The organism is Enterococcus sp. AZ089 (genome assembly GCF_050547225.1).
GTDB classification, from domain to species: domain Bacteria; phylum Bacillota; class Bacilli; order Lactobacillales; family Enterococcaceae; genus Enterococcus_D; species Enterococcus_D entomosocium.
Map to the genome: position 1 here is coordinate 705001 of NZ_CP172954.1, position 21673 is coordinate 726673.

Annotated in this window: 20 protein-coding genes, 3 tRNA genes and 1 rRNA gene (1 of these 24 cut by a window edge); 18 read left to right on the plus strand and 6 right to left on the minus strand. The window is 44.0% G+C overall.

What is annotated here, in order from left to right; translation table 11 throughout:
* The 3 genes from rrf to IGJ01_RS03235 form a co-directional block, all read left to right on the plus strand.
* A 5S ribosomal RNA gene (gene rrf, locus IGJ01_RS03225) occupies positions 1–24 on the plus strand; it begins 92 nt to the left of the window's first position.
* Positions 25–35: 11 nt separating this feature from the next.
* Positions 36–109, plus strand: a tRNA-Asn gene (locus tag IGJ01_RS03230).
* 169 nt (positions 110–278) lie between these two features.
* A complete protein-coding gene (locus IGJ01_RS03235; RefSeq protein ID WP_008376993.1) occupies positions 279–929 on the plus strand; it encodes an HAD hydrolase-like protein in 651 nt (216 codons plus the stop codon).
* Between the two features lie 48 nt (positions 930–977).
* Here the strand turns inward: IGJ01_RS03235 and IGJ01_RS03240 are convergent, their stop codons facing one another.
* Positions 978–1334, minus strand: coding sequence for an iron-sulfur cluster biosynthesis family protein (locus tag IGJ01_RS03240; protein ID WP_430601399.1), 357 nt, complete (start codon positions 1332–1334; stop codon positions 978–980).
* A gap of 392 nt (positions 1335–1726) precedes the next feature.
* Here IGJ01_RS03240 and IGJ01_RS03245 point away from each other — a divergent pair, with 392 nt between their 5' ends.
* Both IGJ01_RS03245 and IGJ01_RS03250 read left to right on the plus strand, forming a co-directional pair.
* Entirely contained in the window at positions 1727–2161 is a 435-nt protein-coding gene (locus IGJ01_RS03245; protein WP_005237544.1) for a universal stress protein, read from the plus strand.
* A 358-nt stretch (positions 2162–2519) separates the two neighbouring features.
* Complete coding sequence (locus tag IGJ01_RS03250; protein WP_034878778.1) at positions 2520–2759, plus strand: hypothetical protein; 240 nt, start codon at positions 2520–2522, stop codon at positions 2757–2759.
* Positions 2760–2854: 95 nt separating this feature from the next.
* Here the strand turns inward: IGJ01_RS03250 and IGJ01_RS03255 are convergent.
* A tRNA-Thr gene (locus tag IGJ01_RS03255) sits at positions 2855–2927 on the minus strand.
* Between the two features lie 194 nt (positions 2928–3121).
* On the opposite strand from IGJ01_RS03255, the gene IGJ01_RS03260 reads away from it, so the two are divergent.
* Positions 3122–3195, plus strand: a tRNA-Asn gene (locus IGJ01_RS03260).
* Positions 3196–3310: 115 nt separating this feature from the next.
* Here the strand turns inward: IGJ01_RS03260 and IGJ01_RS03265 are convergent.
* Positions 3311–4699, minus strand: coding sequence for a hypothetical protein (locus IGJ01_RS03265; protein WP_430601400.1), 1389 nt, complete (start codon positions 4697–4699; stop codon positions 3311–3313).
* Positions 4696–5085 (minus strand): GntR family transcriptional regulator, encoded by a 390-nt coding sequence (locus tag IGJ01_RS03270; RefSeq protein ID WP_005237540.1) that lies wholly within the window; start codon positions 5083–5085, stop codon positions 4696–4698. Before IGJ01_RS03270 ends, IGJ01_RS03265 begins: the two co-directional genes overlap by 4 nt.
* 164 nt (positions 5086–5249) lie before the next feature.
* Here IGJ01_RS03270 and IGJ01_RS03275 point away from each other — a divergent pair, with 164 nt between their 5' ends.
* The 6 genes from IGJ01_RS03275 (at position 5250) to IGJ01_RS03300 (ending at position 12007) form a co-directional block, all read left to right on the plus strand.
* Positions 5250–6266 carry an acyltransferase family protein gene (locus IGJ01_RS03275; protein WP_008377006.1) on the plus strand — a complete coding sequence of 339 codons (1017 nt, stop codon included), beginning with the start codon at positions 5250–5252 and terminating at the stop codon, positions 6264–6266.
* A 119-nt stretch (positions 6267–6385) separates the two neighbouring features.
* Positions 6386–7714, plus strand: a complete 1329-nt coding sequence (locus IGJ01_RS03280) for an aminopeptidase C (protein WP_008377008.1) — start codon at positions 6386–6388, stop codon at positions 7712–7714.
* A 345-nt stretch (positions 7715–8059) separates the two neighbouring features.
* The gene (locus IGJ01_RS03285; RefSeq protein ID WP_221693376.1) at positions 8060–9448 is read left to right on the plus strand and encodes an L-cystine transporter; all 1389 of its coding nucleotides are present in this window, start codon (positions 8060–8062) and stop codon (positions 9446–9448) included.
* A 158-nt stretch (positions 9449–9606) separates the two neighbouring features.
* On the plus strand, positions 9607–10386 hold the full coding sequence (locus tag IGJ01_RS03290; RefSeq protein ID WP_005237536.1) for a tyrosine-protein phosphatase: 780 nt from the start codon (positions 9607–9609) through the stop codon (positions 10384–10386).
* A 16-nt stretch (positions 10387–10402) separates the two neighbouring features.
* Positions 10403–11233: a fructosamine kinase family protein gene (locus IGJ01_RS03295; protein ID WP_194199758.1), complete on the plus strand. Its 831-nt coding sequence runs from the start codon at positions 10403–10405 to the stop codon at positions 11231–11233.
* A 15-nt stretch (positions 11234–11248) separates the two neighbouring features.
* Positions 11249–12007 (plus strand): acyl-ACP thioesterase domain-containing protein, encoded by a 759-nt coding sequence (locus tag IGJ01_RS03300; RefSeq protein ID WP_430601401.1) that lies wholly within the window; start codon positions 11249–11251, stop codon positions 12005–12007.
* A 50-nt stretch (positions 12008–12057) separates the two neighbouring features.
* Here IGJ01_RS03300 and IGJ01_RS03305 read toward each other — a convergent pair whose 3' ends face one another.
* Positions 12058–13026 carry an asparaginase gene (locus IGJ01_RS03305; protein WP_005237533.1) on the minus strand — a complete coding sequence of 323 codons (969 nt, stop codon included), beginning with the start codon at positions 13024–13026 and terminating at the stop codon, positions 12058–12060.
* Between the two features lie 88 nt (positions 13027–13114).
* Here IGJ01_RS03305 and IGJ01_RS03310 point away from each other — a divergent pair, with 88 nt between their 5' ends.
* The 3 genes from IGJ01_RS03310 to IGJ01_RS03320 all read left to right on the plus strand — a co-directional run bounded on the left by IGJ01_RS03310 (position 13115) and on the right by IGJ01_RS03320 (position 15449).
* Positions 13115–13945: a DUF72 domain-containing protein gene (locus tag IGJ01_RS03310; RefSeq protein WP_008377017.1), complete on the plus strand. Its 831-nt coding sequence runs from the start codon at positions 13115–13117 to the stop codon at positions 13943–13945.
* Between the two features lie 8 nt (positions 13946–13953).
* Complete coding sequence (locus tag IGJ01_RS03315) at positions 13954–14814, plus strand: Cof-type HAD-IIB family hydrolase (protein WP_144330672.1); 861 nt, start codon at positions 13954–13956, stop codon at positions 14812–14814.
* A gap of 104 nt (positions 14815–14918) precedes the next feature.
* On the plus strand, positions 14919–15449 hold the full coding sequence (locus tag IGJ01_RS03320) for an HAD family hydrolase (protein WP_430601402.1): 531 nt from the start codon (positions 14919–14921) through the stop codon (positions 15447–15449).
* Positions 15450–15520: 71 nt separating this feature from the next.
* Here IGJ01_RS03320 and IGJ01_RS03325 read toward each other — a convergent pair whose 3' ends face one another.
* The gene (locus tag IGJ01_RS03325; protein ID WP_016611695.1) at positions 15521–16870 is read right to left on the minus strand and encodes an aspartate kinase; all 1350 of its coding nucleotides are present in this window, start codon (positions 16868–16870) and stop codon (positions 15521–15523) included.
* A 358-nt stretch (positions 16871–17228) separates the two neighbouring features.
* On the opposite strand from IGJ01_RS03325, the gene ezrA reads away from it, so the two are divergent.
* From ezrA to thiI, 3 genes are all read left to right on the plus strand, one after another.
* On the plus strand, positions 17229–18950 hold the full coding sequence (gene ezrA / locus IGJ01_RS03330; RefSeq protein ID WP_016611694.1) for a septation ring formation regulator EzrA: 1722 nt from the start codon (positions 17229–17231) through the stop codon (positions 18948–18950).
* A 186-nt stretch (positions 18951–19136) separates the two neighbouring features.
* On the plus strand, positions 19137–20279 hold the full coding sequence (locus tag IGJ01_RS03335; RefSeq protein WP_034872411.1) for a cysteine desulfurase family protein: 1143 nt from the start codon (positions 19137–19139) through the stop codon (positions 20277–20279).
* A 47-nt stretch (positions 20280–20326) separates the two neighbouring features.
* Positions 20327–21535, plus strand: coding sequence for a tRNA uracil 4-sulfurtransferase ThiI (gene thiI, locus IGJ01_RS03340; RefSeq protein WP_086316927.1), 1209 nt, complete (start codon positions 20327–20329; stop codon positions 21533–21535).
* Positions 21536–21673: the final 138 nt, after the last annotated feature.

Below are 21673 nucleotides of genomic sequence, written 5' to 3' on the forward strand. Positions count from 1 at the left end.
TGTGAGAGTAGGACGTCGCCACGCATTTCAATTTTTCCGGCATAGCTCAGTTGGTAGTAGCGCATGACTGTTAATCATGATGTCGTAGGTTCGAGTCCTACTGCCGGAGTTGCTTGATAGCATCTGCTATCTTTTTTTTTTACATAAAATGACAAAAATAAAGACGTTGCCTTTGATGGGGCAGCGTCTTTTTTATTTAGATGAGATCAGAACGAAAAGGAAGAAGTGTTGCTTGTCCTGCTGTTTTTTTCTATACTATTAGAAAAGGAGACGATGGCGTGAGAAAGAAAGTACTTTTTGATTTAGATGGAACGATCATTGATTCGAGTGAAGGAATCTATGGATCGATTCAATATGCGATGGAAAAAATGGGAAAAGAGCAATTAGCGCAAGACATACTGCGAAGCTTTGTGGGGCCACCTTTGATTGCATCCTTCCGTGGCTTGGGCTTAGATGAAGCTGCTGCCCAGCAAGCCGTTGCCTTCTACCGGGAAAATTATCGTCAAGCGGGGATGTTTCAAGTACAACCATATCCGTTCATTGAAGAAACATTGCAGGAGCTGGCGCAGGATCACGATTTGTATATCGCTACGTCGAAACCAGAAGTTTTTGCAAAAGAGATCCTGACCCATCTCAAGTATGATGGCTATTTCAAAGGAATCTATGGGGCGGATCTTGAGAATAAACGTGGGGAAAAAGCGGCGGTTATCCGCTACGCACTTACTGAGATCGAAAAGGAGCAAAAAGCGCAGGAAGCCATCATGATCGGCGACCGTGAGCATGATATTTTAGGTGCAAAAGAAAACCAGTTACCGGCAATCGGTGTTTTATATGGTTTTGGGTCACGAGAAGAATTGCTTGATGCTGGTGCAATCGCTCTAGCCGCTGAGACACAAGAACTTCTTTCGTTGATTTCCCATTCCGTATAGAGAAAAAGAGCTGACAAGCACCTTACAAGGCGTTTGTCAGCTCTTTTGTTACACATTCGTTTGCTTCAACTGCGGAGAGGCTTCCAATAAAAGATTGGTATCCAAATAGCCGCTTTCGTTTTTCAAAATCAAGGTTCCTGAAGTTGGGTGAACATCTAGAATTAGATGACCAGACAAGAACATTTGATCATAGGTTGATGTAAAAAAAGTAAACTGATTGCTTGAGACTAACTCATTGTATGGGTCTAACGGTTCGTCGATCGGTGTGATCAAAAAACGTTCGCCGATCATACAGCATCCAGCTGCTGAAGAAAATTGGTTCGATCCGTCATTACTCGTCAGAATATATAAGTCGTGTCCTTCTGGAAAGCGAGCAACGGCACTAGGGGTAATATGTAAGTCCATTATGCATGATCTCCTTTTTGAAACGAATGAGCAACAAGCTGTTTCGTTTCGATAATTGTTGATAAACCAAGTGTATCACTCCTCTTAGGGATGTGACAGCAACTTGCTTTTCCACAAGCCAAGCTTAAAGTTTTAGCAAGAAAAAGGCGATAATACCGATTATCAGCAAGAAAAGCCCTAAGTACAAGAGCACAGTGACTGCAGCATGGAAAAAAGAGCGCATTTCTTTCACCTCGAATCATTGTTCTCCTTATTTTACTGCATAATTGCGGAATCAAGTAAGGACCTTCACAAATCTTAAAGGAAGTTTTAGGTCTCTTAAGAGTAGACCTCGTCCTTTTTTGTAACGCTTCCATTTTTTGTGGTAAAATAAAGAAAAGGAGGCGATTTGGATGTTACGTAATTCTCAAAATGTACTTGTTGCCTTAGATGGGTCGGATCAGTCAGAAAAAGCGTTCCAAGAAGCACTCGCGATTTGTCGTAGGAACAAAGCCAAATTGTATGTCCTCTCTGTTATCAACAATGCTGAGTTATCCACAAGTGCCTATGCTTTTGCAAAAATTTTTGACCAAGAAAAATTGCGTGTGGAAACGGACATGTTGAAAAAAATCTATGATGCCAATCAGCATGGGGTAGAAGATGTTGAGGTGATCGTTGAAGTCGGTGACCCAAAGCGTTTTATCATTCATGCAGCGACTGAATTGTATCCAATTGATTTGATCGTTATCGGTGCAACTGGCAAAGGTACATTGACTCGAGCTGTCGTGGGCTCAACCACCGATTATGTCGTTAATCATTCGAAATGTACGGTGCTGGTCGTGAAGTAAGAAGTTGAATCAAACGGAAAAAATATGTTATTTTTTAAGTCAGCATAAGGCATCTCCTTTCAAAAAAATTCAGTTTAGTTGAAAAACCCGCTCTCTTGGCTTTAGGAGAGCAGGTTTTTTGTTGTAAAAAAGAAGTGCCTAAAATGGAGCTGTGAGTAACGATTGAAAACGTCTTTTCGTCGTTTTATCAAAAAAATATTTATGTAAATTGAACTAGGTTGACCGTTAGAAAAAATAGTTTGTTACACTTTTAATAAGCAAAGGATGTAGGAAAAGTATTGGAGAGAGGGGCTGATAATTTACTGAGTTTCCATGATTCAGCTGGTTGCAAGTGTCTATCATTGGAAAGGAGAATGAAATGAAGCGTGTTGCAGAAAACTATTTGGTTGTTTTTTCGATTCTTTTGCTGAGTATATGGTTAGGCTTGATCCAAGTGAAGGAATATTCGCAAGAAGCAGTCCTGTCGATCATTTACTTTATTAATCTTTATACGCTCTTGTTCAAATTTAAAGATGCAGCGAGAATGGTGAAAGCAGTTGTATCTTTCGTACTATTGGGTTTTACGATCTTATTTCTTTTGTATATCGCAAGTAATTAGAGGCAATACGAATTGTTAACTTTAGAAATTATCGCTATATATTGGGAATGAGATGTACAAAAAAAGACAACGTTCGACAAACGTTGTCCTACCAAAGCCACTTGACGGGCTTGAACCGTCGACCTCATCCTTACCATGGATGCGCTCTACCAACTGAGCTAAAGCGGCGTGTTATTTAACACAAGATATAGAATACCGTAAAGGCGCTACTTTGTCAATGAGATTTTCGGATATTTCTTGAGAAAAACGCTTTGCGGGAAGGGAAGTTTCTAAAAGGGGATTTTCTTGAAAAAAAGGATCAAAAAATTGATTTTTGCTCTTGCTAAATTATCTGACTATTTGGTATAGTACAGATAGATTCTTCCGGCATAGCTCAGTTGGTAGTAGCGCATGACTGTTAATCATGATGTCGTAGGTTCGAGTCCTACTGCCGGAGTATCAAAAACGACCTTCGTTTCGGAAGGTCGTTTTTTTGTTGGAAAGAGTCCGTTCTTTTGTTGGTTGTCGATAGCCTGGGGATAATGGGTTGCCCAGTTTTTTCTCCAGAACACTCACTCCGCTGAGGAAATCTTCTGTAATAGTTCCTCGTATAAATCCGTCGTTTCGGCGGCTTTTTTATTTGTGTAAAAAACAGTTGGGCCATCGTTAGTAGTGACTTTTAAAATGGGCGTCACCTTCGTGTCGACAAACATTCTGGCAGGTTTGCCGGCAACGGTAAACTGACCGATTTGGTAACTGGCGGTTCCTACACCCATGGTACGAACACGAGGAGACGGCAATGTTTCGATCAATTCCACTGTCTCTATATCTGCCAAAGAGACCGTAGTTTTCCCGGTCATTGGTGCATCGAAGGTGACTTCTTGTCCTTGCACTTCACCAGTGATCGCATCAGCAGTAAAATCTAAGCGATACATCGGAATGATGGTCCCGATCATTAACACAAGTAAGAAGACCGCGGTGATGCCTGCGACGATTTGTCCGCTGCGTTTGCCTAAATTGATGCCGATATTCATCCCAACACGGTCAGGAACGAACAGACGCGCATCATTAGGATTGATGTAAAAACCATATCGCCAGTAAGCATCTTCGCCATAATAGCGCGGTTGTGCTGCTGGTTCTAAGAGCTGATCTTGTTTTTTACGCAGATCAAGCAATAAGAAGAAGGTAAAGACGATCAAGAAAACCACCAAAACAACAAAGAGCACTAAGAGGATAGTACTGAATGCTCCGGTAGCGGACATGGACGCCAGCGGGACAGTCAACAAGAGCAGCGTAATGGTGCAAGTCACGGCGATCATTAAGGACCAATAACGCTTTGTTAAATCATTGATGTGTTGATCGATAGTTGAATTGCCGCTGATCCCGCGAACGGGTAAGCGGCTGATGATCACCCAGAGATAGAGGAACAGCGCAAAAATTGCTAAGGAGACACCGCCCATCAAGTATCCTGTAGAAAGATCAGGCAACTGCCATGCTTGGTACAAACTGATCATCAACAAAATCCCCGCTGGAACGAGGCTATACCACGGCAGCATCCGCTTATTTTTGGTTTGAACGAGTTTCGTATCGATCCGAATCGGATCGATGGGTAGTTCCCATCCATTGGTAAGGATCAATTGCCGCATTTTTCCGATGTAATGTACTTGCACCAAGTAAGCTGTCCCCAGCAAAGCGGCCATATAAAGCCAGAACAGGGTAAGGATGATGGAGTCAGATAAATTGAACAAAAAAAGGAGACTTGCTACACTAAATGTACCAACGATTTGTAAGATACGCTTGCGAAATTCTGTGATCAAGCTGTGGACGCTAGGATCATCCAGATGCTCAGGGGCAAGGGTATTTTCGAGTAAAACATTTTTGTGGGGTTTACTGATCAAGCGTAAACCAAAGGCGGTCGTCCCACAGAGGACGAGGGCAATAATGAAAAAAAGATAAGTCATTTGCATTCATTCCTTTCAGGAAATTGGTCCAGAAGTTGTTGAACATCCGTTAAAAGCGCTTGCTTGCTTTTGCCGTGTAAGAGAGCGGTTGCTAGCTGTAGCTGTAAGTTTTGGCGATACTCCGCTTCTTGTCCGGAAGTAAACGGTGGTGGCGCGGCAACGGCGGTTCCTTTGCGGCGATCTGTGACTAACAAGCCTTCTTCTTTGAGGGAATTGTAGGCTTTTGAGATCGTCATGGTATTGATGCCGATCTCTTCGGCTAATTGACGGACGGATGGCAGCAATTCGCCAGCGGCCAAATCGCCTTTTGCGATACCGACAATGATCTGTTCCCGCAACTGCTGGTAGATGGGTTGGTTGCTTTGGGTTTGAATATCAAATATCATCGAAAACAGCTCCTTTGTATTATATATATTAATACAAACTATACAAAATAGCAACTGGTAATCAAATGAACAAGAATCGTTAGAAAAAAGTAAATAGCTTGTTACAGTTCTGTTTCATGGATCAGGTATCCTTTGACAGATACAACTTAGAGGAGGAACTTTTTATGAGCCAATCGCAAAGAACGGCTTACTTTGATAATGCAAAATTTTTACTGATGATCTTGGTCGTCTTCAGTCACTTGCTGCAGCCTTTTATCGGCGATCAGAAGTTTTATCATGACCTATATTATTTTATCTTCACTTTCCACATGCCAGCTTTTGTTTTTCTGGCTGGGTACTTTGCCAAACCGTTGACGAAGGGACACAAGCTTCGTGAGTTGATGAAAAAGTTCTTGCTGCCTTATGTCTTCTTTCAGGTGTTTTACACCGTCTATTACTGGTTGATCGGTCTACGGGAGTCGCTAAAAATCCAACTGTTGAATCCGCAATGGGCACTTTGGTTTTTGCTTAGCATGTTCTTTTGGCAGCTCTCGCTGTTGATCTTTCAAAAAATGTCCAAAAAGCAGGCGATCCTGCTGAGTATTGGCTTGAGCATCTTTGCTGGCTACGTGCCGTTTTTAAATCAAGTGTTGACCTTGCAGCGGACCTTTGTCTTTTTGCCGTTTTTCATTATCGGGTTTTATTTTCCCAAAAATGAGATGCGCTTTTTATTGAAACCAAAGATTCGAACCATCAGTTTGCTTTTCCTACCGATCATCTACACCTTTATCGCGTTTTTTCATGGGATGAACAAGTACATGGTTTTTGGTTCCAAGCCTTATGACGATTACTTGAGCTATCCGTTGTTCGGCGGTCCCTTGCGTGCGGTCTTTTTCGTGATCGGGCTGATGGGGATCATCGGTTTTCTGAGCCTCGTGCCCAGAGAGCACCTATTTTTTACGAAGTGGGGCAAAAACACACTGCTGGTCTATCTTTTACAGGGGATCTTCATCAAGGGCTTGCGGGCATTAGCCATCACCGACTTGAATCTGTCGGTATTAGGCTTTGTGACGTTGGTGTTAGCCAGTGTTTTACTGACGATCTTGCTAGCTAGCCGCCCGATCCGCTTCCTGTATGCACGATTTGAACGCGGACTATCCTTTGTTTTACTTGGCTTTTTGCTTTTGATGCTAACCCTTTAAATCCTTGATACGAGCAACCGCTCTTAGAAAGATGATTTTTTCATTTTTCTAGGAGCGGTTGTTATTTGAGAGGCAGAGGCGTAAAATGGAAGGAACGGAAAGTGAAAGGATGAAGAAATATGTCAGAAATTTCAAAAAAGACCACCGCTGCCTTTGCGCAAGCGTATCAAGAAAATAATAAACAAACGGCACTGCAACGGAGTGTTGTGAAAAATGGGATCACCGCTTCTGCAGAAAACGTGTCAGCAAAAGTCAACAATGTGCCGGTTTTCTCAGTCGATGTGACAACAGGGAAAGTCTCAAACCAAAAACAATCAGGCCGCTGCTGGATGTTTGCCGCATTGAATACATTCCGTCATAAGATGCTGAATGATTTCAATTTAAAAGAATTTGAATTGTCGCAAAACCATACCTTCTTTTGGGACAAATACGAAAAAGCCAACTATTTCTATGAAAATATTTTAGCAACTGCTAACGAACCTTTAACAAGTCGCAAAGTTGCTTTCTTATTGCAAACACCACAACAAGATGGTGGGCAATGGGACATGATCGTTTCGATTTTCCAAAAATATGGTGTCGTACCAAAAACGGTCATGCCAGAAAGCAGCAACTCTTCCAATTCTCGTGACCTAAACAATTACTTGAACAAAAAACTGCGTAAAGATGCGGTTGCTTTGCGTCAGCTAGTGGCTGAAGGCAAAACAGCTGAAGACATCCAAACAGCCAAAGAAGCGATGTTGGAAGACATTTATCGTTTCTTAGCGACTTCTTTAGGCACACCGCCAGAAACCTTTGATTTTGAATACCGTGATGAAGACAAAAACTATCACATTGATCGCAACTTAACACCACAAAGCTTTTATGAAAAATATGTCGGGGTGGATCTTGACGATTATGTCAGTATCATCAACGCACCAACTGCCGACAAACCTTACAATCAATCGTATACCGTAGAAATGCTAGGCAACGTGGTTGGCGGCAAAGAAGTCAAATACTTGAACGTCGATATGCCGACCTTCAAAAAATTAGCGATTGCTCAATTGGAACAAGGGGAGTCCGTGTGGTTCGGTTGTGATGTCGGTCAATCTTCTACCAGAGATACTGGGATCATGGCATTAGATGCCTATGATATCAACGACTTATTTGATATCGACTTTACGATGACCAAAGCAGAACGCTTAGATTTTGGCGAAAGCTTAATGACCCATGCGATGGTCTTGACTGGCGTTGACTTGATCGACGGCGAATCAACCAAATGGAAAGTCGAAAACAGCTGGGGTGAAAAAGTCGGAACGAATGGCTTCTTCGTCATGAGCGATGCATGGATGGATGAATACACCTATCAAATCGTGGTTCGCAAAGAATTCCTGACAGCAGAACAATTGGCTGCCTTTGAAGCAGAACCAACGGTCTTAGCACCTTGGGATCCAATGGGCGCTTTGGCGTAAGTCAGCAATTTCTAATGATTGCCTGAATATTTTCTGAAATTTTTCAAAAAGACGAAATGAAAAAATAACGAACCAGTTGCCGCAATCCAACCGTTAGGAAAGCAGAAATCCTAGCAGCATGGGAGTGTGGCAACGGTTCTTTTTTTATTTACTGACAAAAAAGCGGTACCATCCCAGAAAAGTGGGAACTTATTTATTGTAAGATGAAGCAAACTTCTTTAAAATGGAATAGTCACTAATGATGCCACACGTCTCATTAGAGTGAACTGTTGAAGAATGGTCACTGGGAACCTTTACTTCCTCTGACAGACTTTGTCATGTTTATTGAACAAAAGGAGGATTCAAATGACAAATCTGTTAACTATTATTGTTGTTCTACTTTTTGCTGCCCTTATTTATGGGTTCTACTTATTGCAAAAGCGTCACCTGAAGTTTTCAACGCGGGTCTTTGCGGCGTTGTTCGTCGGGATCGTTTTTGGTGGTGTGCTACAGCTGATTTTTGGGACAGGCTCTGATGTTGTCACGCAAGCTCTTGACTGGATCACGATGGTCGGTAGCGGCTATGTGGCCCTCTTGCAAATGCTGATCATGCCCTTGATCTTCGTTTCGATCGTTGGCGCTTTCACTAAGATGAAAGAAAGCGAAAAAATCAAGAAGATCAGTTTTACGGTTCTTGCGACTTTGCTAGGGACAACGGCGATCGCTGCCTTGATCGGGATCGTGATGGTCATGGTCTTTGGTCTTGACGGTGCCAGCTTTACCGAAGGGGCAACGGAAACAGCGCGGATCGCAGAATTAGCGGAACGTTCGACACAAGTCCAAGATCTATCGATCCCACAACAAATCGTTTCTTTCATCCCAAGTAATGTCTTCGCCGACTTTGCTGGTACTCGTTCGACAAGTACGATCGGGGTCGTGATTTTCTCAGCCTTTGTTGGGATCGCCTTTCTTGGTGTCAAACGCAAATCACCGAAAGAAGCGGAAACTTTTGCGAATTTGATGGACAGCTTATATAAAATCGTGATGCGTATCGTCACGTTAGTTTTGCGCCTGACACCTTATGGCGTTTTGGCATTGATGACAAACGTATTAGCTTCAAGTGATTTTGAAGCCATCTTGAACTTAGGAAAATTTATCATCGCTTCTTATGCCGCTTTGATTTTGGTCTTACTCGTTCATTCATTATTGCTGATCGCTGTTCGGGTCAATCCAGTAACGTATTTCAAAAAGGCCTTTCCAGTCTTGAGCTTCGCCTTTACTTCTCGTTCAAGTGCGGGTGCCTTGCCATTGAACATCGAAACCCAAACCAAAGCGTTAGGTGTTGATGAAGCCACGGCTAACTTTGCAGGCAGCTTTGGGTTATCGATTGGTCAAAACGGCTGTGCGGGTGTTTATCCAGCGATGTTGGCAACGATCGTTGCACCAACGGTTGGGATCAATGTCTTTGATTGGCAGTTTATCCTGCTGTTAGTTGCCGTTGTTACAATCAGCTCATTCGGCGTTGCCGGTGTCGGCGGTGGCGCAACCTTTGCTTCATTGATCGTCTTAGGCTCAATGAACTTGCCGATCGCCATCGTAGGCTTAGTTATTTCTGTTGAACCATTGATCGATATGGCACGGACACTCGTTAATGTCAGCGACAGTATGGTTGCGGGAATGGTGACCAGCAGCCGTATCAACGAACTGGATCGTTCGATCTTAGATGATTCTGCCGCCGTGATCGAAACCGAATAGAAACATTTTTTAACAAGCGAAAGCAAAGAAAGACTGCGTGTGGTCTTTCTTTTTTTTGTCCGTTAAAGCTCAGCTCATAGAAAAATCTAGGTTTCAGTGCCCTTAATAGCGAAGTTTCTGCTATACTTTTAACTAGAACATCGCGGGAGGGATAAGCAATGACACAATTGATTCAACTAGAACGAGCAGCAAACGTCAGAGAACTTGGCGGCTATCAAACGACAAACGGCACGACGATCAAACGAAAAAAATTGATCCGCAGTGCGGCGATCAATGAATTGACTGCTTCAGATCAAGCAGTACTGGCAAACTATGGGGTCAATCAGGTCATTGATTTTCGCTCCATCGCTGAAGCCAATGCACAGCCTGATCGACCGATCGCCACAGCAAAGCAGCTTTTTTTACCTATTTTCAAAGAAGACGAAACGATGGTTTCCTTGTCGCCAGAAAGCTTGAAGCAGCGCTTGGAAGATGGGGAAGATGCCGAAGAGCAGATGAAAAAAGTCTACCGTCACTTTGTTGAAAGCGACTATGCCCGCCAACAATATCGGCAGTTCTTTGATCATGTGATCGACAATGCGGAAGGCGAAGGAGCAACCTTGTTCCACTGTACCGCCGGCAAAGATCGCACAGGCTTTGGCGCCTTTTTATTGCTGCATGTGTTGGCGGTGGCACCAGCGACGATCAAAGAAGATTATTTAGCGACCAATCGCTATCTAGCCCCAATGCTAAAAGAAAAATTTGCCCCAATGACCCAGCATTTGCCGCAAGAGCTGTTAACGGCGATCACGGTTTTGATGAGTGCCAAAGAGAGTTTTCTTGAGGAAAGTTTGGCTGCAATCGATCAGCATTTCGGTTCGGTCGATCAGTATCTTCTGCAAGGACTAGGGGTGACGAAAGAGGAACAAGCGTACTTGACTGCCCAACTGACTGAGTAAAGAAAGGGAGATCCGTATGGAGGAAGCATTGTTCGCAGCAATCGGGATGACCGGCTCGCTAACGCCCATCAGTGGTGGGGATGTCAATCAAACGTATCGTTTCACGACAGCAGAAAATCGCTATTTTTTAAAGACCCATCCTCATGTTTCATCGATGTTCTTTCAAGCAGAAATCAACGGCTTAGCTGAATTAGCTCCTTTCGTGCGGGTGCCAAAAATCGAACGTCTCGGTCAGACCGAAGAGGGGGCGTTTTTATTGATGGAATGGATCGATAGTGGGGAAGGACAGCAGCGGCGCTTAGGCCAAAGCTTGGCTCGGCTTCATCAGCAGACGCAGGAGACTTTTGGTTTTTACGAAGACAATTACATCGGCTTTTTGCCGCAAGTCAATCCGAAAACCACCGATTGGCTTGATTTTTACACAGTCTGCCGTTTGGATGTGCAAGTCGAATTAGCGAAGCTGGGTAATCACTGGCATGCCAAACGGGAAGCCGCTTATCTGCGTTTGAAAGAATTTTTGCATGAGAATTGGCGTGATCGCAGCGTCACACCTGCTTTATTACACGGTGATTTTTGGCGGGGGAATGTGCTGTTCGATCAACAAGGAGAACCAGTGTTTCTTGATGCGGCAGTCGCCTATGGGGATCGAGAGATGGATATTGCGATGTCCCAGCTTTTCGGCGGTTTTCGTCAGGAATTTTTGGAAGGCTATCAAGAAGTCTATCCATTAGATGAGAATTGGAAAGAGCGACTGCCAGTGTATCAATTGTATTATTTATTGGTCCATTTGAATCAATTTGGCGAAAGTTATGGACCAACTGTCGATGAAATATTGAGTCGTTTTTAGGAGGCAATTAGAACTATGGCAGCAAAGTATCAAACCACGCATGAAGTGGCGTATTATGAATGTGATGTCAACCAAACGATGACGTTTCCAGCCATGCTAGGCATCGCCATCAAGACATCAGAAGAACAAAGTGCGACGTTAAACCGCGGACCGGAAGTCATCGCTAGTTATGGCTTGACCTGGATCATTACCAGCTATCACATAACGGTAACTCGTTTGCCGCGCGTAGGGGAGCAGATCCAAGTGGCGACCCAGGCGAGAGAATACAATAAGTTTTTCTGCTACCGTTACTTTTGGTTATTGGCAGAAGACGGAACGGAATTGGTCAAAATCGAAGCGGTTTTTGCGTTGATGGACCCGGAGACGCGCAAAGTCAGCAGTGTTCCGGATGAGATCGTGGTGCCTTTTGGCAGTGAAAAAATTAAGCGAATCAAACGCTATCCGAAGATCACCCCTATCACACAAGGACAATTTTTGCCGTATCGGGTGCGTTTCTACGATATCGATAGCAATCAGCATGTCAACAACGCCATGTATTTCAATTGGCTGATGGACGTCTTAGGCTATGAGTTTTTAACAAAACATGAAGTGACACAAGTGACGATCCGCTTTGATCGGGAAGTTGCTTACGGCCATTTGATCGAAAGCCATTTTCAAATCAATGAAAAGACAGTCGATGAAGCCGGCGAGGCTGTGCCGCTGCAAACGATCCACGAGATCAAGATCGGTGAGGATACTTACTGCGAAGCCGTGTTTACTTGGCGAGAAAAATAAAACAACCCTTTTGCCTCCGTTAACGGAATGGCAAAAGGGTTTTTGTTTGGTCAATTCTCCATGAAATCAGGTAGCTCATCCATGGTCAATCCACGGTTTTTCGCTATCAACAATTTGATGCGGGCTTTTTGGCTATTGATGCTATTGCAGAAAATCACCCCAAGAGCTTGCAATTCGATCCCGCCGCCTAAGTAGTCATAGACCGGCTCGGCAACTCCGTTGAAGCAGCGAGAAACTAAGACGACCGGAATGTTTCTAGCAATCAGTTTTTTCAAAGGCTCAATGGTTTGCGGCGGCAGATTGCCAGCGCCTAAAGCTTCGATCACTAATCCATCGATCAGCGAGTCGGCTAAAGCATCGAACAATTCCCCGGTCATCCCAGCATAGGCTTTGACGATCGGAAACAAACCATCGACACGATCAACATCCAAATGGCGGTTATTTAACAGCTCTTGCATAAACAAGATTCGGTGCTTTGTGACTAAGCCGATCGGACCTAATGTCGGGGTGCGGAACGTCGCAATATTGGTGGTGTGGGTTTTCGTAACATAACGTGCGGAATGGATCTCATCGTTCATGACGACTAAGACACCTTTTCCTATGGCATCGGGGGACTTGGCGACCCGAATCGCACTTTCAAAGTTATAAAGCCCGTCACTGCCGATTTCATTACTTGAGCGCATGGCACCAGTCACCACGATCGGTAACTGACCGCCGATCGTGGTATCTAAAAAGAAGGCCGTTTCTTCCAGCGTATCGGTTCCGTGAGTGATCACGACCCCATCGACACCGCTTAAATGCGCCAGCTGGATACGTTCTTTCAGTTGCAGCATTTCTTTTGGCGTCATATGAGGACTAGGAATATTAAAAATGTCTTCGACGATCAATTCAACATCGTCATCAATGTGGATCGGTGCATCCATCAGCGGATTGCTGACATCGGGGCTGACGCCGCCTGTCAGGGTATCTTCTTTCATGGCGATGGTGCCGCCAGTGTGCAACACGAGAATTCGTTTCATTTTTTCATCACCTGCAATGATTTATTTACTCTTAACTCAAAACTATTGTATACTATTAAAATAAGAAAACAAGGAGCGATGGGAAAAAATGATTCGAATTGGTTGTACCACATTTAGTGAACATGGCAGTCTCGTGCAAAGAAAAAACTCGAAATTATTTGAGTATGCCCGTTATTTTCCGTTAGTTGAGCTGGATACCACCTATCATTTTTTGCCAAAAGAAAAAGACGTGCGCAATTGGTTGACCCAGATTCCCGAAAATTTCCGCTTTGTGTTGAAAGTCCATCAAAGTGTGACCACCCAAGGGGATTTGCCAGATCAGTTGACCATGACCGAAGCGCTGCAGCTTTATAAAGAAGCGATCGCGCCAATGGTAGAAGCGGGCAAACTGTTTTGCCTATTGGCGCAATTTCCCAACAGCTTTAAATGTACGAAAGAAAATGTCGCCTATTTAGATCAAGTGCGAGAATGGTTTGCGGGTTACCCAGTGGCGATTGAGCTGAGAGACAGCAGCTGGTATCAGCCGAAACTGTATCCGGGAATGATCGATTATATGAAGCGAAAACAGTTTTCCTTAGTAGTCGTTGATCAGCCGAAAAAGCTATCGACCACGATTCCCCTTGATCCAACCGTGACCAATCCTGCGTTTGTCCTGTGCCGTTTTCATGGACGCAACGACAGCGGCTGGACAGCGACGGGGCCAGATGCCAAAAATCTGCGGACCTTGTATCGCTATGACCAAGCCGAACTAACGGAGTTAAAACAAGCGATTCAAGCCATCGAAGCCAATGCCAAAGAAGTCGCAGTGGTCTTCAATAATAATGCCGGTCGTGATGCCGCTGACAATGCTCGTGCATTGATCGATGCGCTGCAGATCGATTACGAAGCATTAAATCCTAATCAGTTGAAATTATTTTGAGGAGTCATATGATAAAAGCAATCTTTTTTGATATTGATGGCACACTGATTGCCAGTAACGGCAAGGCGCTTGCCAGTACCCGTGAAGCCATCAAACAAGCCCAAGCCAATGGCGTCCTCTGCGGCATTGCCACCGGACGTGGTCCGGTTGATTTAGAGAAGGTGATCGATTACTTGTCGTTAGACATGTTTATCACCTATAACGGCCAATATGTTTACACGAAGGAAACCTTGATTTATGCCAAACCTTTTCCAAAACAAACGCTGGAAGCGATCGTAGAATACGCCGATGAAAATTATCGTCAAGTCATGTTTGGCGGAGAAACGCAAGTGGCTGGCAGCTTGACGATCCGTTTAAGCCAATCACCCGTCATGCAGCGCTATTTGCGCTATGTACCGAAAAAATTTCCCGTCGGCTTTTTAAAGAAAGTCTTGCAGCGCTTCAGTCCCAATCGCAACGCCAAACGTTATGAATCATTGGACATTTTACGAGAGCCAATCTATCAGTGCATTATGCTGAGCCCTGAATCAGAGCGCGAAAAATTACGCTCCAAGCTGCCGCAATGTGATTTTAAGCGATCCAATGCCTATTCTGTTGATATCGTGCCGAAAAACGGTTCGAAAATCAAAGGGATCAAAGAATTTTTGGCCTATGAAGGGATCGCGATGGAAGAAGCGATGGCCTTTGGGGATCATTTTAATGATGTGGAAATGTTAGAAGGTGTGGGGATCGGGGTTGCGATGGGCAATGCCCAGCCCATCACCAAAGCCAGTGCTGACTTTGTGACGGACACCAACGATCATGACGGCATCAAGAAAGCCTTGATCCATTTTGGGATCATTGTCGAGGATGCCCAAGCAAGGGATTGAATTAAAAAAAATAAACAAGGTGTAGCCAATCCATGAAGCAACGTAGGAGACAGCGCAGAACCATGAAACAGAACCATTAGAAAAAGCAGAAAGAAGCGAGAGAAATGAGTCCATTTGAAATGACGGAAGAGTTTCATAAAACCTTTGATCCAACACGACCGCCATATCCACAAGCTTTTTCAGCGGAAAAAGCCCAGTATCGTGCTGGTTTTAAAATTGAAGAATTAGTTGAGTTCCTTTATGCTGCCAGCAACAATGACGAAGAGACCTTTCAAGCAGGGGTGACCCATTTGCATCAAGCAATTGATCAAGCCCAAGCCAAGCTGGCTGCCAAACAACAGCCTGTCAGTGATTCTCTAGTAGAACAAGTCGATGCGCTCTGTGATCTGCTGTATTTTACCTATGGCTCTTTTTCACTGGTAGGGGTCGATCCAGCGCCGATCCTGGCTATCGTTCATGACGCCAACATGGGGAAACTTTTTCCAGATGGGCAGCCCCATTATGATCCTGAGACCCACAAAGTCATGAAGCCTAGCGATTGGGAAGAACGGTTTGCTCCTGAACCGCGAATCAAGGCAGAAATCAAACGCCAATTGGCACAAAAACAAGCGCAAGCCCAAGAATCGTCAGAATAATAAAGAAACGTGCCAGTTGCCCGTTCCGATTGCTTATCAGCAAAAGGAGTGGTGCAACTGGCACGTTTGGTTTAATCAAAGAAAGTGTAGTAAAGGGTTCTGACAGCGGCTTTTTCTTGTTCTTTGTGGATGCCGAACATGATGCTGACCTCAGAGGACCCCTGGTTGATCATCTCTAAGTTGATATTTTTTCGCGCAAGGGCAGCGGTACTGTCGGCAGTGATCCCGACTCTTTGACGCATCCCTTCACCAACGACGACGACCATGGATAGATCGTGGGTCATTCGCAGTTCATCGGGATCGATCTCGTAGGCGATCTTGCGCAGCAGTTCTTCTTCCAATACTGGATTCAACTGGTTGGAGCGCATAATGATCGAGATATCATCGATTCCTGAAGGCATGTGTTCATAATTTAAATCAAATTCCCGGAAAATCTCTAAGACCCGTAACGTGAACCCAACTTCGCGGTTCATCAAGTATTTGCGGATATAGATCATACAAAAGCCTTCGTCACTGGCAACGCCGATCACCGGCTGATCCAAATTGTCTCTTTGGTTGGTGATCAAGGTGCCGGGATGACTTGGGTTATTGGTGTTTTTGATCACCACGGGAATTTTCGCATGGTATGAAGGCATCAACGCCTCATCGTGCAAAACAGTAAAGCCGGCATAAGACAGCTCCCGCATTTCTCGGTAAGTCACTTCTTTGATGGACTCTGGATGATGAACGTAGCCTGGATGAGCAGAAAAAATCCCATCGACATCGGTAAAGTTTTCGTACAATTCTACTTGCAGACCAGCCGCCACGATGGCACCAGAAATATCAGATCCCCCTCGAGAGAAGGTACAGATTTCGCCGGCTTCTGTGTAACCAAAGAAGCCAGGAATCACTAAGATTTCAGGACTATCGCGCCATTGTGCGATCTTAGCGTACGATTTGTTCAAGATACGGGCGTTTTGGGGTTCATCCGTCACCAGCAACCCAAGTTCTTGTGGATTCATGTAGCGAGCAGCTAATCCACGGCTTTGTAAAATCCCTGCGATCAATTTGGCATTGTTGTCTTCGCCGCTTGCCAAAACCGTATCATAAAGATGCGGATTGTCTTGAGTAGGCAGTGTTTGAAAAGCCGCCAATGATTGCCAGATGCGGTCTAAATGGACTTGTTCGATACCAAAGGGGGCGGCGATCGCTGTATAGCGGGCATAGATTTCTTCGATTAAATCAGTGATTTCTTCTTGGGCAGACAGACGGGTACAGACTGCTAGTAACAGATCGGTGACTTTCTGATCGTCGCTGGAACGCTTACCAGGCGCTGAAACAACAACAAACCGTCTTTTAGGATCACTTTCAATTATCGCAACAACTTTTTCGACTTGTTCGGCTGAGGCAAGGGAACTGCCTCCGAATTTCGCTACTTTCATTTGACATTACTCCTGTTCAAGCTTTTTACTAGAGTACAATTTCAATAGGGAGAAATCAAGCGGTTTCTTGAAAAAAATCGGAAAAATCAGAAAAAAAGTCACTTGTTGATGTAAATTTCACGATTTGTTTTCATTATCGATGGAAAAGCCGTGAATGATTTTATTCGATGCGAAAAAAGTCGATCTTTTTTGCCTCAATCTAATGCTTGATTTTTTTCTTTATGCTATAATCTAGCGTAGATGCTTTTTTATAAAGGGACTGTCTGTCCTTTTTATACTCAATGAACTTATCAATCAATCTGCTGATCAGCAGATTTTAGACGAAACATGTATATTTGAAAATTGGAGGAACCACAAAATGGGAACTAATATCATCTTTGGAATTGTCATTGCCATCATCATCATCGCAGCGGTCTTGTATGCAATTGGCTTTTTCATGCGGAAGAAAAACCAAGAAAAGCTAAATGACTTGGAAAAACGCAAAGAAAATCTGTTTGACTTACCGGTGATCGAAGAAGTCGATGAAGTAAAAAGAATGCACTTGGTTGGTCAAAGTCAAAATACCTTTCGTGAGTGGAACCAACAATGGACAGATATCTCCACAAAATCTTTTGCTGAACTTGAGAGTCAAATCTTTGAAGTGGAAGAACTAAACGAACGCATCCGCTTTTTCAAAGCAAAAGGGGCGATCGTTCAAGCGGAAGCGACCATGGATGAGATGGAACGCCAAGTAGAAGAGATTCGCGCCGGCTTGAAAGAATTACGAGAAAGTGAAGAACGAAATTCACTGGAAGTCCAAAAAGCGTTGGACGTTTACGAAGACTTGAAGAAGAAGCTACGGGATCAAGGCGAAGAATTCGGTCCTGCTTACAATGAGCTGCAAAAACAAATCAAAAACATTGAAATTGAGTTCACCCAATTTGTTACCTTAAATACTTCAGGCGATCCTGTGGAAGCACGGGAAGTGTTAGACCAAGCAGAAAAACACACCTATGAAGTAGAAGACTTAATGAAACGGATCCCAGCGGCCTACGAAGAATTAAACCGTACCTTCCCAGATCAGTTGAAAGAAATCCAAGATGGCTACAAAAAATTATTAGAACAAAAATATGTGTTCCCAGAAGCAAACTTCCAAGAAGAAATCAACCGTGTGAAAAAACGAGTTGAAAACTCCATGAACGATCTAGCGAAAACAGAAGTCGCTTCCGTTGAAGTGGCAAGTCGTGATACTGCAAGTGATATCGATGCCTTGTATACGGTGATGGAACGTGAGATCAATGCCAAGAAATATGTCATGAAAAATCGCCAAATCATTGAAGACTATATTGACCACGCAACAAAGAACAACCGTCAGTTGTTGATCGAGTTGGATCATACGGCACAAAGCTATACATTGAATCATAATGAGTTAGGTCGCGTCCGTGGTTTCCAAACGGAAGTCGACGAATTGGCTCGTCGCAATAACGAGTACCTACCACAATTAGAAAAGCACGAAATTCCTTATTCAGAAGTGCAAAGCTTCTACAAAGATGCCTACAAGATTTTGGATGATGTGGAAAGCCAGCAAGTCGAAATCGATGATTCCCTTGCGGAATTACGTCGTGGCGAAAAAGTTGCACAAGAAAAAGTGGAAAGCTTCGAATTCCGTCTACGCAACTTGAAGCGGTTTGTTGAGAAGCAACGCTTACCTGGTTTGCCAGGTGAGTACTTAGAATTCTTCTTCGTGGCAACAGATCGGGTGGAAGAACTAGGCAAAGAATTGAACAAGATTCGCATCAACATGCAAGAAATCAATAAATTGGTTTCTGTCTGTGAAGAAGATCTTGATCTTTTAGATGAACAAACGAAAGACTTGGTGGATGCTGCGGCATTGACTGAGCAAATGATGCAATATGCCAACCGTTATCGTCATTCTCATCCAGATATCAAGGCAGCGATCGACAAATCACTTTACTTGTTCAGTAAAGAATATCGCTATCAAGATGCGCTAGATGAAATCGGCACAGCGTTGGAACGAGTAGAACCAGGTGCCTTCAAAAGGATCGAAAACTTCTACTTCAATAACCGCGACTTAGTATAATACGAAAGCCAGCAGTGAAAAACTGACTGGCTTTTTTCATGGAAAGAATGGCTCGCTGCATGATTAACGCTTACGAAGGAAGGGAAAGTTTCCTTTAAATAAAGCCAAAGCCAGCGAGTCACCTTGAAACTCAGCCCAAGAGCAGTTATAATGGGAAAGAATTTTTTTAGAGAAAGGGTCCTATCATTGATCTATTTTGACAACAGTGCAACAACCGCTATTTATCCACAAGCTTTAAATACATATGTCCAAGTCAGTCAGCGAATCATCGGCAATCCCTCAAGCTTGCATGATTTAGGAAATCAAGCCAATCGCCTGCTACAGCAATCACGTCAGCAGATCGCCGATCTGTTAAACGTTTCTTCCAAAGAGATCGCATTTACCAGTGGGGGGACCGAAGGAGACAACTGGGTCATCAAAGGGACTGCTTTAGCGAAAAAAGCCTATGGGAATCACCTGATTATTTCCAGTATTGAACACCCTGCCGTCAGTGAAACAGCGGCTCAATTAGCCGAATTAGGATTTGAGGTCAGTGTGGTCCCTGTTGATGCTCAAGGCTTTGTCAACGTGTCAGAATTAGCAAACATGATTCGCAAAGAAACGATTTTGGTTTCGGTGATGGCGGTCAATAATGAGGTAGGATCGATTCAACCGATCCATGAGATCGCAACCGTGTTGGCGGACTACCCAACGATCCATTTCCATGTAGATGCCGTCCAAGCCATCACAAAGGTCCCGCAAGAGCAATGGTTCAATGAGCGAGTCGATTTTGCCGTGTTCTCTGCACATAAATTTCACGGACCTCGTGGCGCCGGATTTATCTATTGGAAACAAGGTCGTAAGTTGGCGCCATTGATGACTGGCGGTGGGCAAGAGCAAAACCAGCGCAGCGGTACCGAAAATGTACCAGCAATCGTTGCCATGGCAAAAGCCCTGCGTTTAGCGACGGAACACAAGGCTGAAAAGCCGAACCATGTTCAATTATTAAAAGGCTATTTGCAAGAAGCACTGGCTGGCTATGAGAAAGTCACGCTTTTTTCTGGCACTGAAGGGTTTGCGCCACATATACTTTGTTTCTCATTAAAAGGGATCAGAGGAGAAGTCTTAGTCCATGCCTTTGAAGAAAAGCAGATCTATCTTTCGACGACGAGCGCTTGTTCCTCTCGTAAAAAGATGGCCAGCAGTACGCTTCATGCGATGCACGTTCCGGAACAGTTAGCGACATCCGCTGTTCGTATCAGTTTAGATGAGAGCAATACAATGGCAGAAGTCGAGCAGTTTCTAATCGTCTTCCACCAGTTGTACCAAAAATTTTCGAAAATCAATTAAGCACGACATAGCACTATAAAATCAATCCAAATCAAAGGAGTTTTCTCGTGAATTATTCAGAAATCATGGTTCGTTACGGCGAACTGTCAACAAAGGGCAAAAATCGTCGTAGTTTTATTATGCAATTAGCTTCAAACGTCAAACGTACCTTAGCCGATTATCCCCATGTCAAAGTTCATGCCGAGCGAGATCGCATGCACTTGCTATTGAACGGTGAAAACAGCCAAGAGATCATTCCTAAGCTGCAAAAAGTCTTTGGGATTCAAAACTTTTCCCCTAGTATTCGGGTTGAAAAAGACATTGAGTTATTAAAGAAAGCCGTTCAAGACGTTATGGCAGAGATCTACACCGGTGTTGAGACCTTCAAAATCACAGCTAAGCGCAGCGATCACTCGTTTGTGCAAGATAGCAACCAGTTGAATTTGACCTTAGGTAATGCGGTGATCGACCGTTTTCCTGATATCAAAGTCCAAATGAAAAAACCAGACATCAATCTGCGGGTGGAAATACGGATCGATGGCGCCTATCTGTCCTATGAAACGATCCAAGGGGCAGCCGGCTTACCCGTTGGCACCAGCGGTAAGGGAATGTTGATGCTTTCTGGTGGTATCGATTCGCCCGTTGCAGGCTACTTTGCCATGAAACGCGGTGTTGAGATCGAAGCAGTCCATTTTGCAAGTCCTCCTTATACGAGTGAACAAGCATTACAAAAAGCCAAAGATTTAACGAAGAAGCTTGCGCCTTATGTGGGAAGCATCCAATTTATCGAAGTTCCGTTTACGGAAATCCAAGAAGAAATCAAAAACCGTGTGCCGCAAGGCTATTGGATGACCATCACCCGTCGGATGATGCTGCGTTTGACAGATGCGATTCGTGAGGCTCGTCACGGTTTAATCATCTTAAACGGCGAATCATTAGGACAAGTCGCTTCACAAACTTTGCATAGCATGGTCGCCATCAATGAAGTAACCAATACGCCAATCGTGCGCCCAGTGGCAACGATGGACAAATTGGAGATCATTGAAGTTGCCGAAGCCATTGATACCTTTGAGTTATCGGTTCAGCCCTTTGAGGATTGCTGCACAATCTTTGCACCTCCTCAACCAAAGACGCGCCCAAGACTGGATAAGGTACACCAATATGAAGAGCGTCTCGATATCGAAGGGATGATGGAACGGGCGATGGCTGGGTTGAAACTGGAAGCAATCACGGCAAATCAAGAAAAATCAGCAACTGAATTCGCTGAATTCTTATAATAAACTCTCTTTTTTAAACTAAGACCACAACTGTTATGGAACATTTGTGGTCGTTTTTCATCGTGTGAGAGAGTTTGTGAATATTTTCTTGCTATTGAAAATGGAACATGCTACACTCAATATGTGAATCATTTAACA

Excerpts from the sequence above, each read along its gene's own strand:
- IGJ01_RS03250 (WP_034878778.1), top strand. The coding sequence starts at position 2,520 with ATGAAGCGTGTTGCAGAAAACTATTTGGTTGTTTTTTCGATTCTTTTG.
- IGJ01_RS03290 (WP_005237536.1), top strand. The coding sequence starts at position 9,607 with ATGACACAATTGATTCAACTAGAACGAGCAGCAAACGTCAGAGAACTT.
- IGJ01_RS03245 (WP_005237544.1), top strand. The coding sequence starts at position 1,727 with ATGTTACGTAATTCTCAAAATGTACTTGTTGCCTTAGATGGGTCGGAT.
- IGJ01_RS03275 (WP_008377006.1), top strand. The coding sequence starts at position 5,250 with ATGAGCCAATCGCAAAGAACGGCTTACTTTGATAATGCAAAATTTTTA.
- IGJ01_RS03305 (WP_005237533.1), bottom strand. The coding sequence starts at position 13,026 with ATGAAACGAATTCTCGTGTTGCACACTGGCGGCACCATCGCCATGAAA.
- IGJ01_RS03270 (WP_005237540.1), bottom strand. The coding sequence starts at position 5,085 with ATGATATTTGATATTCAAACCCAAAGCAACCAACCCATCTACCAGCAG.
- IGJ01_RS03320 (WP_430601402.1), top strand. The coding sequence starts at position 14,919 with ATGAGTCCATTTGAAATGACGGAAGAGTTTCATAAAACCTTTGATCCA.
- IGJ01_RS03295 (WP_194199758.1), top strand. The coding sequence starts at position 10,403 with ATGGAGGAAGCATTGTTCGCAGCAATCGGGATGACCGGCTCGCTAACG.
- IGJ01_RS03300 (WP_430601401.1), top strand. The coding sequence starts at position 11,249 with ATGGCAGCAAAGTATCAAACCACGCATGAAGTGGCGTATTATGAATGT.
- IGJ01_RS03240 (WP_430601399.1), bottom strand. The coding sequence starts at position 1,334 with ATGGACTTACATATTACCCCTAGTGCCGTTGCTCGCTTTCCAGAAGGA.
- IGJ01_RS03265 (WP_430601400.1), bottom strand. The coding sequence starts at position 4,699 with ATGACTTATCTTTTTTTCATTATTGCCCTCGTCCTCTGTGGGACGACC.
- IGJ01_RS03280 (WP_008377008.1), top strand. The coding sequence starts at position 6,386 with ATGTCAGAAATTTCAAAAAAGACCACCGCTGCCTTTGCGCAAGCGTAT.
- ezrA (WP_016611694.1), top strand. The coding sequence starts at position 17,229 with ATGGGAACTAATATCATCTTTGGAATTGTCATTGCCATCATCATCATC.
- IGJ01_RS03325 (WP_016611695.1), bottom strand. The coding sequence starts at position 16,870 with ATGAAAGTAGCGAAATTCGGAGGCAGTTCCCTTGCCTCAGCCGAACAA.
- IGJ01_RS03315 (WP_144330672.1), top strand. The coding sequence starts at position 13,954 with ATGATAAAAGCAATCTTTTTTGATATTGATGGCACACTGATTGCCAGT.
- IGJ01_RS03285 (WP_221693376.1), top strand. The coding sequence starts at position 8,060 with ATGACAAATCTGTTAACTATTATTGTTGTTCTACTTTTTGCTGCCCTT.
- IGJ01_RS03310 (WP_008377017.1), top strand. The coding sequence starts at position 13,115 with ATGATTCGAATTGGTTGTACCACATTTAGTGAACATGGCAGTCTCGTG.